8 protein-coding genes and 1 pseudogene are annotated in these 14,006 nt (G+C 40.5%); 5 read left to right on the forward strand and 4 right to left on the reverse strand.

Translation table 11 applies throughout. The features are described from left to right. Nucleotides 1-459: 459 nt before the first annotated feature. On the forward strand, nt 460-591 hold the full coding sequence (locus Q8M41_RS08870; protein ID WP_305364902.1) for a hypothetical protein: 132 nt from the start codon (nt 460-462) through the stop codon (nt 589-591). 367 nt (nt 592-958) lie between these two features. On the opposite strand, the gene Q8M41_RS08875 is transcribed toward Q8M41_RS08870, so the two are convergent. Continuing rightward, nucleotides 959-1,492 (reverse strand): 5'(3')-deoxyribonucleotidase, encoded by a 534-nt coding sequence (locus Q8M41_RS08875; RefSeq protein ID WP_305364903.1) that lies wholly within the window; start codon nt 1,490-1,492, stop codon nt 959-961. Nucleotides 1,493-1,597: 105 nt separating this feature from the next. Here Q8M41_RS08875 and Q8M41_RS08880 point away from each other — a divergent pair. Then, nucleotides 1,598-2,140: pseudogene (locus Q8M41_RS08880) on the forward strand (30S ribosomal protein S16); the annotation flags it as partial. A gap of 269 nt (nt 2,141-2,409) precedes the next feature. Next, a complete protein-coding gene (gene rimM / locus Q8M41_RS08885; protein WP_305364904.1) occupies nt 2,410-2,937 on the forward strand; it encodes a ribosome maturation factor RimM in 528 nt (175 codons plus the stop codon). Nucleotides 2,938-2,940: 3 nt separating this feature from the next. Here rimM and Q8M41_RS08890 read toward each other — a convergent pair whose 3' ends face one another. The 3 genes from Q8M41_RS08890 to Q8M41_RS08900 are packed head-to-tail and all read right to left on the reverse strand — an operon-like array spanning nt 2,941 to nt 9,349. Beyond that, nucleotides 2,941-5,766: a carboxypeptidase-like regulatory domain-containing protein gene (locus Q8M41_RS08890; protein WP_305364905.1), complete on the reverse strand. Its 2,826-nt coding sequence runs from the start codon at nt 5,764-5,766 to the stop codon at nt 2,941-2,943. Nucleotides 5,767-5,772: 6 nt separating this feature from the next. After that, complete coding sequence (locus Q8M41_RS08895; protein ID WP_305364906.1) at nt 5,773-6,552, reverse strand: GLPGLI family protein; 780 nt, start codon at nt 6,550-6,552, stop codon at nt 5,773-5,775. 4 nt (nt 6,553-6,556) lie between these two features. Then, the gene (locus tag Q8M41_RS08900) at nt 6,557-9,349 is read right to left on the reverse strand and encodes a TonB-dependent receptor (protein WP_305364907.1); all 2,793 of its coding nucleotides are present in this window, start codon (nt 9,347-9,349) and stop codon (nt 6,557-6,559) included. Nucleotides 9,350-9,757: 408 nt separating this feature from the next. Here Q8M41_RS08900 and Q8M41_RS08905 point away from each other — a divergent pair, with 408 nt between their 5' ends. Together Q8M41_RS08905 and Q8M41_RS08910 are read left to right on the forward strand one after the other, a co-directional pair. Continuing rightward, nucleotides 9,758-10,951 (forward strand): anhydro-N-acetylmuramic acid kinase, encoded by a 1,194-nt coding sequence (locus Q8M41_RS08905; protein ID WP_305364908.1) that lies wholly within the window; start codon nt 9,758-9,760, stop codon nt 10,949-10,951. Between the two features lie 39 nt (nt 10,952-10,990). Next, entirely contained in the window at nt 10,991-13,999 is a 3,009-nt protein-coding gene (locus Q8M41_RS08910; protein WP_305364909.1) for a SusC/RagA family TonB-linked outer membrane protein, read from the forward strand. The last annotated feature ends 7 nt before the right edge of the window (nt 14,000-14,006 follow it).

Below are 14,006 nucleotides of genomic sequence, written 5' to 3' on the forward strand. Positions count from 1 at the left end.
GTAGCTTTTGCCATGAGAATTTGATAATAAAACAAATTAGAAGGGGGATATTGTTCTATCCATCGGGCTGAAGTCCAATCTATTTGTCCTTACCTATTGCTGAATGTTGGGCTGAAGCCCCAAAATTAACAATCTCACTGACCCCAGCTAAAGCTGGGGCCTAATTGAGCGACTGTCAAGGAGTCAAGATTGAATAATAAATTCCAGTTCCTATGATAGCCGTGTCGCTGAATAGCCTGGTGCTTTAGCTCCGGGTAAAGATCCGGTTTTCATTCCGGGCTTCAGCCCAAAACTTCAGCCACCAGAACGGAACAAATACCGGTGCTTTAGCGCCGAAAAGCCGACCATTTTCTAACCCGGATTTATAATAATTCATAAGTTTCAAAGATTGTATGGCCTGAAGTCCGAAACTGAACAAGCTAATTGAAATTATGAATCTGTTATTGGAGAATTCAGAGTATGAGATTAATAAAATTGTATACTAATCTTTTGGAAATCAGAGCCATTTATGATGAGTATCTGCAGCCGGGCTCTGCCCGTCCGAATGGCTTCAGCCGGGCGGGCGCTGTAGCTTTTGCCATGAGAATTTGATAATAAAACAAATTTGATTTCTGGCAAAAGGCTGCCGCTTCGATCCCGTTTAGATTGCCCGGATGCTGCTGCTATTCATGTTTGCGGTATTCCCGTACCTGCAGACCATCTTCTTTTACGCTGTGCCGCTGCCGTTTACAAAGTAATTCTGTCCTGAGTAAAATAAACGGGGGCGCAGCATAAGCTTTTGGCAGAATGAATATGATCTTATTCAAAAGCTTATTGCCAAAACTATTGCGAAGCACGCGACTGAAACAGCCCAAGAGCAACAGGCCCTGCTTTTCAAATCATTAAAATCCCCTAAACAAAACAATAAAAAAAGCCCGGTGTAATTTTATCAACAAGCGGTATTTAATAAACCCTCTACCTACAACAATTTCTCCGCGACTTCCTTCCAATTATTAACCCTTTCATAATCGGTTAACAACAAATTATGCGGAGAGGAGAACAACAGTTTTCGGCCATCAAAATCTTTAAAATTCTTGATGCGGTCGTCAATGAGGATGTCCACATTAACGATCTTGTGTCCGCAGAAGATAATATTTTGCCATCCGATAAAGGGAAAATGCTCTGCTAGCCACTCATATTTATCCTGCAGGGAATTAGGGAATTCCATGGCAGCCGAAACAATGAAAATATCATATTTTTCCTGAAGCTGTTTCAGTACCTCAACACTATCTGGCAGCACGGCAAGATCACGAAAAAAGCCCTTTTCATTGATGTATTCGTACAATTTCATTTTGGCATGTTCAGGAACATGATGATAAACTTCGTTTCCGGGGAGTATTTGAAGATCGAGGGGGACACCGTAATCACGGTTATAAAGACTTATAAATTTGGATAGGGGATCGGCAATAACTTCGTCCATATCCACTGCAATTCGGGGTTTTCTTTCAAACATGCTTCAAAAATAGGGATTTCCATTTTTTAAATGTTATTTTTTTAATATCTTTGCAACCCCGCAGAATAGACTCCGGGAATATGTTGAATACATAAATATTGAAAAATGGCAACTAAAATCAGATTGCAAAGATTCGGTAAAAAGGGAAAACCTTTTTATCACGTAGTGGTAGCAGACGCCCGTGCTCCAAGAGATGGTAAATTCATCGAAAGATTAGGTTCCTACAATCCAAACACAAACCCTGCTACTATCGAAATCAATTTCGATAAGGCATTGGATTGGGTAAACAAAGGAGCTCAGCCTACAGATACTTGTCGTGCTATCCTTTCCTACAAAGGAGTAATGTACAAGAAACATCTTGAAGGTGGTGTTAAAAAAGGCGCATTAACTGCAGAACAGGCAGAAACAAAGTTTGCTGAGTGGTTACAAGGTAAAGAAGGCAAGATCGAGGGTAAGAAAGAAAGTCTGACTAAATCGAAAGATGAAGTTAAGAAAGCAGCATTAGCAGCTGAGGCTAAGAAGAAGGAAGAAATGGCCGCTGCAATTACTGCAAAAAATACACCTGCACCTGAAGTAGTTGAAGAAGAAGTTTCGGAAGAAACTGCGGAAGCTCCGGAAGTGGAAGCAGCAGCAGAAGAAGCTGCAGAAGCACCGGTTGCAGAAGTAGCAGAAGAGGCACCGGTTGAAGAAGTAGTTGAAGAGGCTCCAGTTGCTGAAGAAGCACCTGCTGCAGAAGAAGTTGCTGAAACTCCTGCTCCTGAAGCAGCAGAAGAAGCTCCTGAATCTGAAGAAAAAGCATAATCAGCTTTTTAGGCTTTAAAATTTAATTTAACGTCATTGCAAATGTTTAATCGGCATGAACTCATTTATGAGCTTACCGAAGACATATTTGCAATGACGTTTTTGTTTTCACAGCAATGAAGATCGAAGATTGTTTTTATATAGGCTATATTACCAAAACCAAAGGATTGAAGGGTGAAGTGCAGATCTATTTTGAGTACGATGATCCTGCAGAACTACCTCTTGACTCAGTTTTTGCTGAGATTAATGGTAAATTAGTTCCCTTTTTCATTTCTTCCTTCAAGCTTCAAAACAATCAAACTGGAAATTTTTATTTCGATGATATTGATACGATCGAAAAGGCAGAAACTCTGATTCGAAAAAAACTATATCTGCCAAATAAATTAAAACCGGTGCGGGAAGATGATGAATTTCTTATTACCGATCTTAAGGGGTTTATTGTGCATGATGAAACCGCCGGAGAATTGGGTGAGATCATCGAAATTCATGAGTATCCCCAGCAATTCGTTGCCGTTGTTCCCTATAAATTTAAAGAGATCATGTTTCCTCTGAATGATGACCTGATTGTGGAGATCGATGAGGAGAATGGTATTCTTAAAGTAGACCTTCCTGAGGGGCTGATTGAGCTGTATTTGAACGCATAAATATCACTTCCTTACTTCTATCTTTTTTCTCCCCATTCCTATTCCCCCATTCATATCCGTTCCTTCCAGAACAATTGAATAATATCCGGGTAAATCCGCGGCGTAAAAGGAAATCGTTGCTTTACCTTCAGCATCTGTGATGATATTTGGTTCCCAGTGAATGGCTGAGCGAAGGTCGGCAATGCTTTCAATTTTTTTCAGCGGATATTTGGGCCGGTAAAACTCCGCAGGAAAACTGTAAGGAATAGGTTTGTATAAATAAACCCCGGGTGTTTTTTTCAAAAACGCTCCATTACCTGAACGGGTTGTGATTTCAAGAAATATTGGTGGCGGGGGACATCTCATACAGCCTCTCATTTTGCTTGCGATACTGGGATCATAAACCGATGCATATTTTGGTGTTTTTAGGATTTCTATTCCTGTTATATCTTCTGCAGTAAGATAATCCATATAAATCTCCTCAGTCGCTCCGATCGAGCTGATATTTACCCCGTCAATAACAAGGTTTACATAAGATTGCATCAGGACGTATCTCATCGTGTCTGTTGAGTTAAAATCTTTAACAGACAAACCCTTGCCACTTCTGAACCCAGGGAAACGTTCTTCAAGCATTTCATACAAGGTTTTCTTCTTCGCTTTCAGCATATCCTGCTCATCCAGAATGTAGTCGGCATTACCCGGGCCATTTCTGTTTCGTGAATCTTTGATGAACTTCTTTGCGGTAACCACTACCTCTTCGAGCACATTTACTCCGGCCGGAGCATCCCAGCGGTGTTGTTCATGAACGGTATTCCGGGTACTTTTAATAAAAAGCGTATCAGTGTTGATATACCATGGTATATATGGTTCGCTTGAAGCTGCGAAGACAGGGGGTATAAACTCGTCGACTTCAATACCTACATTGAAACTTTTGCCTCTTTTGTTTCTCGATTGGATCATGTAAACCGCAGTATCCGCCAGCGGGAAATCCCTGAATGTAAACCTCCCTTCTTTATTGCTGAGGGTGTCCATAAACAGAAAAGGCTTTTTTGAAAGCAGCAGGACTTCGCTGTTTGCAACAGGTTTGTTAAAAATATTTGTTACTGTACCACTGATACTGAATTCACTTTCAGCACGAAACAGCAATGGTTTTTGCTGGTTAAGTGTCTCGGGCCAGCTAAAGCCTGTCCAACCCTGGGTTAGAAGGAGATTATCCAGGTCAGCCCATGCTTTATCCTTCTGATCTGAAAGAAAATAATATCCGGGGGCTTCAATATTCCCTTTGAGGTCCGCATCAAGGAGAAAAGCACTCAATATATTATTTTCTCTTAAGCTATCATGTTTTACTTGGTTATCATCCGTCACCGAAAGTGAAAAGCTTCCCTGAACGGGCCTGCCTTGTTTATCCTGAACGAGTAATGCCAATGAAATACTGTCTCTTGATTTATAAAAAGTTTTATCGCTGATTAGTTTTATTCTGAGTTCCTCCTGATGATTAATAAAAACCGGGCGTTCGTTTAATGGATTGCGTTTGCCATTTAACAGAGAAATCCGGCAAATACCAGAAGGGAAATGGTTTTTATCAATCATGATTCGGTTCAAACCATTTTTCAGTATCACAGCAGCACCATAATATGGCATTCCGTTTGTCTGTGCTGTAATATAGGAATGGCCTTCGCTAAATTGCGGATCTGAGCTGTATAAGATCTGAACTTCAAGCGAATCACTCTCTCTGCGATTGATAACTTTTAATGTAGTGCCGAAATCTTTTATAAGAGGTAAAAGATAGTCTTTGGTAGTACCATCGGGAAGTTTGATTCTTGCCGTGTAGGATTCACCTTTTCGGGGCATCAGCCTGAACTTTCCCATTCCTTTGTATGAGGAACTAAAGGAAGTTAGTTGGTTTTGATTTTGGTCGAGGATCAGCCCTGAAATATCAGCTCCTTTTCCATCCTCAGATATCGCTTTGAATGCAATATTTGTCAAATGACCTGATACAAGATGTCCACCTTCGGGCATGAATTGAAGATCTGTATTTTCGGGACGCCTGATTGGAAGTGGAATAAGAAGTTTTGTACTAATTTCATTTTTATGCTGATTTTCAGCAATAAGGCGTATGCTCTCTGCGCCAGTCTTTTCAGGAAGTTCAAAACTCAGCTCCACTTCCCCATAAAGGGAACTTTCCTTTTCCTCTTTTAACATGGTTCTTTTTCCATTAGTTAATCTGAATTGCATGTTGCGCAAGCCCATTGCAGTACCTTTCAGATCCCGGAATTGCATAAATAAATTTATGTTGTCTTTTCCGTTCACTTTAGAAATTTTCATGTTCGAATTAACCAGCCAGCTTTGGTTTGTGGCTGAACTTATCCTGAAGTGCTGGATGAATACATGTTCTTCTCCAAAATTTCTCATCCAGTTTGTATAAGCTCTCAGGGTATAGGATCCTTCCGGAAATTCCTTACTTCCCAATGCAATATTGCCCCAGCTAATACCATTCAAAAGTGGAACCATGATGCGGCTGACTACTTTATTGCTGTCGGAAGCAATCTCAATGTACATTAAACCACTTTTTTGAGTATTTTTATGTAGTATGGCATCAAGAAGATAAGCTTTGAACCAGATCGTATCACCACTAAGATATTCGGGTTTGTTAAGTTGCAGGTAGAGTTTTTCAATGGCATGGCTTTCGTAAAAGGTTTTTACTGAATCAACCAGCTGGCTTAATTCAGTATGAGAGGGATTTTGAGCCTGACTTAGTCCGCTAAAAAAAAGCAGGCTTAGTATGATCAATAGTCCGACTTTTTTGCTCCGGCTTGAGTATTGATCTTTATATCGATTGATTCTTTGCATGAATGCTTACATCATGAAGGATTTTAAAGAGTGCTGGGCGTAAGTTCCCCAATTTTTCATAACCTTCATCAGAGTGTCCAGCAAACCTTTGTTGTCTGTGGCTTTTCCTTTTTTGGGTGCGATCAACGAGCCGGATGGCAAGGACTTATCTGTTACCAGCTTCGCAAACCAGCTCATGTTCTCATGAGGCAGGGCAACGCCAAGGATCATTCCCGGTAAGCCTGTAAAAGATTCAGGACCTCCTGATACAGGAATTTCATCGGTATAAAATGCGACTACATAGATCGAGTCCATGATGATGGCGTTCGCCCTCCGGCATGAGTAACCGGCAATATCGCGTGTTTCTGAAGTAATCTTCCAGTTGATCTTGCGGGTACTGTCTCTGACAAGGAAAGTTTCTTCAAAGACAGTCTTCTGGACTATACTGGTATTTGTTGAAAGATCTGTATAAATAATATTGTTCTGGGTTGTTGCAGGAATATCACTGAACCAGCCGCGGTCTGATTCATCGGCAGGAGCCGGGCTGAATAAGGTTTTATCTTTGCTGAATGTCAATGTACTTTTTAACACCCTGAATTGGGGTTTTGTCTTTTTGTATTGCTCAAATGCAGGTATATAGTAGGCCTCATTATCCTTATTGATATACTTTTTGATCTGGGCATGCATATTCACACTTTTTTCAAACTCAATGATTCCTTCTGTCGCAAAGCGGGCATGCTGGGCAAAAATGGGGTTAAATAATAAAATGAGCTGTAAAAGGGTGAAAAACAAGATTGTACGTTTCATAAGCTTATTTTTTTGGCTGTGCTCCACCCATATGATTCAGGTCGTATGAAAGAGAAAGCATAAAATATCTTTTAATGGTTGTAAAGCTATTCTGGCTAATCATATTACTTGTTGCCATCCTGTTAAAACCGGTATTTTGATTCAAAAGATCATTGGCTGTAAGCGATAGTTTGAGGCTCTCTTCTTTCATGAAGCTTCTGGTTAGCGTTGTATTCCAGATCAGGCGGTTAAAGTCTTCAGCAAAGGTCTGAGTCTTTTCCTGATACTTGTAATTTGCATGGGATTGAATTTTAAACTTATTAGGCAGATAAAGCGATAATTCGAACCAGGAATTTGCCCCCCAGCCGTTATTGTTGATCTGCTTTTGCAAGGAAGATTCATTGGTTATATATTCAGGACCAAAAGACCAGTAAAGCTCAATTTTCTTCTGTTTATATCTTGAAACTGATATTCGGGTGCTGTAGCTGTTTGATCGTGTTTCATTTAGCACACTATTAATCATGTTGAAATAGGTATTGAAATAGGTATTGAAATTAAGTCCAATTCTAAGCTCTGTCCCCGGGATTTTCTGACCATAATCACCATAAAAGGAGAAATTAGCCGGATTTTTATCTGTCAGGTTAATTGATTGGAAGGTGCTCTTTCCGGCAGCATCAGTAAGGGTATTGTTGACAATGGCATTATGTGTGGTAGAGTAATATCCTCTGAAATAGATTGATTTATCAGTGAGGACTTTGTAAGAATAATACGATAGGTTCAAACTGCTTCTGAAAGAGGGCTTCAGTTCAGGGTTGCCTAAAATGATATTTAATGGGTCATTATTGACTTTGATTGGTTGAATCTGGTTTAAATTTGGCTGGGTTGTGTTTCCATCATACCTGATCTCAAAAGACTTCTGTTTTGAAAAATTATGCCTGAAAGATGCCTGAGGCAACCAGTTAAGAAAATCTCTTTTATAAATTTTACCGGTATATCTGTCGGTTTGTTTAAAATCAACCGCATTTAAACGTGTTCCGAAATTGATCACGTTCTTATCTTTCCTGTAGTTGAAAATTGCACCCGTCTGATTAGAGGTCTGATCGAGCTCGAAGTCATTACTGAATTCATTATCTAAAACATCATATTTTCCGGTTACTGATTTATTAAAGGATTCCCGTTCTGCGATACTGTTACCCAGATTTAAACCATAATTGAGAATGACTGAAAAGGTCTTGGAGAGAGGCTCAGTATAAGCCAGATTCGAATTAAAGCCTGAGTTTCTGGTCTTGTTGGTCTTATACTGGTCAATAAAGCGGATGCTGTCAATTAATCCAAGTGTATTATAGAAACTGTTTTCAGAATTCAGAAAGCCATTTGCATTATCTTCATCAAATTTTTGGCCAAGAGTCAGGGAGATAGTCCGTCCCTTCTTCTTTAGTTTTTTGGTCCATAAAGCACTTGCATTAAAAATCCTCTGATCCCCATTATTGCTAAGACTTCGTTTGCTACCATTAAGTGAAACACCATTGCCTCTTAAACTCGAAGTAAAATAATTGCTATTGCTTTCACTGTTTTTCAATGTGCCGTCTACTATAATTTTCAGATCTGAGGTGGTGTCCAGCTTAACCAGGAATGTTCCATCGAGTTTTTGCCTGAACATAAAATTATCAATGGTCTGATCAGTATTGGTGTTGATAATGCCTGTAGGTAAGTTGTTCTGATTTAATGAGTTTTTATCTCCAGTTACGCCTATTGAACCTGCTTTATAGTTCATGTTTATAGAATATTTATCCTCTTTCCATTTGGCGTCATAGTGCATACCTCCGTTTCGTGTAAGCGGAATTCCTTCTCCATTATATTGTCCATTAAATGATTCAAGCCCCGAATCATCCCCACTGGTAAACATAATTCCGCCATCAGTTACCTGAACATTCGATGAAGCGCTGTATTTAGAATTATCCTCCCAGCCTAAACCAGTTTTAGCCGTATTCGAGAGGGTGCCATAGGCAGAAAACTTCTTCTTGCTTTTAAAGTAGTTGAACATCCCCTGACCCTGGTAAAATTCATCATTGCCTGCTCCGGCATCTATTTTTCCAAAATAACCTTGCTTTTTATCTTCCTTTAATTTGATATTGATTGTTTTAGTGCGTTCTCCATCATCAATACCGGTAAAAGTAGCCTGATCACTTTTTTTGTCGTAGAGCTGCACTTTATCCACCATATCACCCCGTATATTCTTGGTAACCAGGGTTGGGTCATCCCCAAAGAATTCCTCACCATCTACCAGAACTTTGTTTACCGCCTGTCCATGAGCGGTTATTTTCCCGTCTTTATCTACCTGTATGCCGGGCAGTTGTTTGAGCAGATCTTCAACTTTTGAATTAGCTTCTATATTAAAGGCAGCGGCATTAAATTCAGTTGTATCGCCTTTTATTGTCATTTGCGCTGCTGTGCCTTTTACGATTACCTCTTCCAGCAGCCTTGCTTTCAGTATCATTTTTAATTTCCCAAAATCTTTTAAGGGCTTGTCTGAACTCAGCGAAAAGGTTTCCACATAATCGGCAAAATCAGGATAGGTCAGCAGCAAAATGAAGTTTCCTTCCCTCAGATTATTCATTGAAAAACCCCCGTTTGCATCGGCCCTGGTAAATCTGACCAGGGTAGAATCTTTAGAATTTAACACTATGATGCTTGCATTTTGAAGGCCAGTACCTGATGCGGTATCCAGGGCGCTACCTTTTATTGAATAATTATTTTGAGCAAACAAGGTGATTGAACTAAGGAGTAGTATGAGTGAGGCAAGAACCACTAGCTTCATATTGGATCTGGATTAATTTTAAAAGTTTACAATTAAGGACCCATGAAAGCCTTCGGGAGCACTTATTTGCTTCTTATCCCATAATATTAGTACCGCAAGTTAATTGCTTGATAAGCAAATAACTATACCCGAAAATGGATATTTTTTATTATAAATGTTCAGGGTAAAATGTTAAATGATGTTAATATTATACCAACAGCGTTATTAAATAGATAAACGGGGTTTTGGCCAAAGTAAATTTTTTTCTCATTCGTTTCGCAGAACAAATTCCTAATACAGTATTTTTTAAAAAATGCAGATATAGTTATTTTTTGTTTATTAAATTTAAGTGAGTTACTTTTGAACTCATATTGACAGGGTTTGTATTGTCATTTTCTATTTTAGATAGGTAAAAGACAGTTTTTTGACATGAACGATAATATTGAGGCACTATATAAGATCGCCAATAAACCTGTAAGGAATATTATTGGATTAATGTCGGGGACCTCCTTTGATGGATTGGATATCGCTTGGTGTGAATTCCACGGAAGCGGCCTGAATACCCTTGTAAGGGTTAGGAAATTTACTACTAAAGAATATACGCCCGACTTCAAAGAAGACCTCAAAGCTGTATTCGCTAAGAAAATAGCAAACCTCGAACAGATAACCCTACTAAATGATTTTATTGGCAGCTATTATGCTGAACTGGTTCTGGAATGCTTAAAGGATTGGGGTATTTCCGCTTCAGAGATCGACCTTATTGCCAGCCACGGACAAACCATTTATCATGCTCCCAGGCATCAGCATGGGATCGCCAGATATTCAAATGCTACCCTTCAGATCGGAGACGGCGATCACCTTGCTGTGAAAACCGGAATAATTACAATTAGTGATTTCAGGCAGAAGCATGTGGCAGTTGGTGCTGAAGGTGCTCCATTGGCAGTGTATGGTGATTATCTTTTATTCTCCAGCCCTGATGAAAACAGGATTATGTTAAACATTGGTGGCATAGCAAATTTTACTTTTCTACCCTCAGGACATTCAACCGGCTTTTTTTCTTCTGATGTTGGTCCGGGGAATACCCTGATGGATCAGTTTATTCAGTTGAAATACACCGGTAAATATTACGATAAAAACGCGGAAATAGCTTCTGCAGGAAAGGTAAATGAAAGCCTGTTGAAAGCCCTTCTTGATCATCCCTTTTATAAAGCGGGATACCCTAAAACCACTGGACCGGAGCTTTTTAGTTTAAGCTACCTGAACAAGGCACTTTTGAAATGCGGCCTGGAAAACAGTTCAAACGAAGATATTATGGCCACACTGGCGGCTTTTTCTGCCAGGGGGATCATTCTGGCAATTTCTGAATGTGTTTCAGGAAATGGCTCCTTTGAGATCTATTTAAGTGGAGGTGGGATGTATAATCCTCTTCTCGTTAAGTACGTGGAAGAATATTTTGGCCGAAAGCTGAAACTGACCTCAGATTTGGGTATTGATCCTGACGCAAAAGAAGCGGTGCTGTTCGCCGTCCTGGCTAATGAAGCTGTGGCCGGAGGAAAAACCTCCTATGGTGATCATCCTGGAGTGCCATCCATATCGATGGGCAAGATCAGTTTCCCTGAATAATGAAAGAGAATTTTACTAACCAATTAAATAATAATCAATATGAAAAAAGTGTTACAAACGTTTGTAGACCGCCGGTATCTTTTTGCTGTGCTGGCAATGATGTGTTATGGCCAGATAGCCGTGGCACAAAATTCGAGGTATACCCTCAAGGGTGTAATCACCGATGCCCGAAATAAGGAACCCCTTCCGGGAGCTGTAGTAAAATTAACAGGAACTAATCAGGGAACGTCAACCGATATTAACGGGGCCTACAACCTGGTCCTGGATGTGAACGAAGGCAGTTACCCTATTCTTATCAGTTATACGGGTTATAAATCCATTACAAGAACCGTCCTATTAAATCAGAGCAGCACCACATTAAATGTTGAGCTTTCTGAAGACGCGCTTAGCCTGGATGAAGTAGTTGTTACAGGTACTTCGGTTGCAACGAGCAAAAAGCAATTGGGAAATGCCATTTCGACAGTATCTGCAAAGGAACTTGAAGGTGGAGCTGCTACCTCGATCGACCAGGCTTTAGCCGGAAAAGTATCGGGTGCTCAGATCTCCCAGAATTCAGGTAACCCTGCGGGCGGTATCAGTGTGCGCCTCCGTGGTAACAGTACGATATCCGGATCGAGTGATCCGCTGTATATTGTGGATGGTGTTATTGTGAATAATAGTTCATCAGAGCTTCTTGACCTTGGAGGGTACACTCAAAACCGGCTTGTAGATATTAATCCTGCAGATATCGATCGTATTGAGATCATCAAGGGAGCAGCAGGAGCTGCAATTTACGGATCCCGGGCAAGTAATGGGGTTGTACAGATCTTTACCAAAAAAGGCAAATCCGGAAAACCTGTGGTTAGTTTCTCTACTCAGTTTCGTGTTAATGAGTTGAGGAAAAAACTTGAAACGAATGAATATCCATTCCGTTTTACAAACACAACCGCTTCAGATTTAAGCCAGGTGCCTGTAACCCGTTATGACCTTCAGGATCTTGTTTTCAAGACAGCCTATGGTTCTGAGAGCAATATATCTGTTTCGGGCGGTACCGATAAAACGCAATACTATGTTAGTGGCGGTTTTTTAGGTAATCAGGGAATTATTAAGAATACTGATTTCAAAAGGGCTACAACCCGCTTAAGACTGGATCAGAGGTTTAATGATAAGATCAAGTTGAGCATGGGTGCCAGTTATTCCTTCAGTGGAAGCGCCGAAATACCGAATGGGGGTATCAGCTCAGCTTACGGTGCTTTAACCGGATTTATTTTCGGTAATAACTTCATAAACCCGTACCCTAATGCGGCAAGCGGTGTTTACCCTTCTCTTGCCCCAACCGGTTTGTTAAGGACCAATCCGCTGGAAGCAGTTAACCGTTTTGATTTCAATCAGCAAACAAGTCGTTTTATTGGTGATATTCAATTAAATATTGAACCAATCAGCAACCTGTCAATCAATTATACATTAGGATTTGATAATTCTACCCAGCTTGCAACAGCGTATATTCCAATAGGTAACACCACACCTACGAATAATTCCGGTTTCGCCAGAAAGGGTGACAGGCTAAACCTGCTGCTTAATAATGATGTAAATGTGGCTTATCGTGCTAAACTTGGATCTCAAATTGAATCAACTACATCAGTTGGAGCAACAGCACAGACAGAGCGTGTTAACTTAAACACAATCACGGGCACCCAGCTTAGTCCTGTTAGTCAGGCGGCATCCAGCGGTGCATCAATCACAACGAGTGATATAAAATCCACAATCAATATTTTAGGATTTTATGCTCAGCAAACTTTTGGGTTCAGAAGTAAGATCTACTTAACAGGAGCGATCAGGAATGACGTTTCTTCTTCATTTGGTGAAGCTAACAGATGGCAACTTTATCCTAAAGTAAGTGGTACCTATATTTTATCTGAAGAAGGCTTCTGGAAAAATTCTTCCTTAGCTTCCGCGATCCCAAGCTTAAAATTAAGGGCTTCCTATGGCCAGTCTGGTAACTTAACGGCTATTGGCGCTTACGATCGTTTCAGTAATTACGGATCAGTATCTTTGGGTGGCCTTCCCGGTGTTGTTTCACCAACCCAATATGGAAACCCCGACATTAAGCCGGAACGTCAGACTGAGAAAGAGATCGGCCTGGATGCAAGTTTCCTTAAAAACCGCTTAGGACTTGAAATTTCCTTTTATGATAAAGCAGTAGAAGACTTGCTTCTGCCTGTAACTTTAAGGCCGTCTTCAGGTTATTCAACCCAGTTTCAGAACATCGGAAACATGACAAATAAAGGATTTGAGATTTTGCTGAGGGGTGTTCCTGTTCAAAGCAGCAATTTCAAATGGAACTCAACGCTCATATTCTCCAAGGTAAAGAACAGAGTTACTGATATTCCGGGTGGTGTAGTAACCTTTCCGGGTGGATTTGGACAGGTTGCCGCTGTAAACGGGTATGCATTAGGTGCATTTTATGCTACTGCTTTTGCCCGTGACGCTTCAGGGAATCTCATTCTTACTGCCACAGGTTTCCCGCAGACAGAAAAAGTAGGCCGTACTACTGCCGGACAACCTACCGGATCAAATAAGCCGCAGGTTATCGGAGATCCAAATCCGGAATGGACCGGATCATTCACGAATGAGTTCTCGATTGGCAAGAACTTTTCATTAAGGATGCAATGGGATGCTTCCTATGGTAATGATGTGTTCAACTTCACAAGACGTGTGGGTGACAGGGATATTTATGGGGGCCTTAAGGGCTATGAAAAAGAGCTGAGAGGAGAAGTTCCAAAAGGAACATCCGCAGCTGTATTTAGTATTATGGAAAACTGGATTGAAGACGGATCTTATCTTAAATTCCGTGAGCTGGCAGCTACCTATAATCTAAAATTGAAATTTCTTAATAACAATCCTTTACGTGTAACTGTTTCAGGCAGAAACCTGGCATCGATTGATAAATATAAAGGCTGGGATCCGGAAACCAACGCAGCCGGGCAGAGTACTGCAGTGCGTGGCTTCGACTTTGTTGAGGTGCCAATCCCCAGAACTATTGCTTTGGGTTTAAATTACACTTTTTAATTATTCA

The sequence above is a fragment of the Daejeonella sp. genome, assembly GCF_030684675.1.
Taxonomy (GTDB): Bacteria; Bacteroidota; Bacteroidia; order Sphingobacteriales; family Sphingobacteriaceae; genus Daejeonella.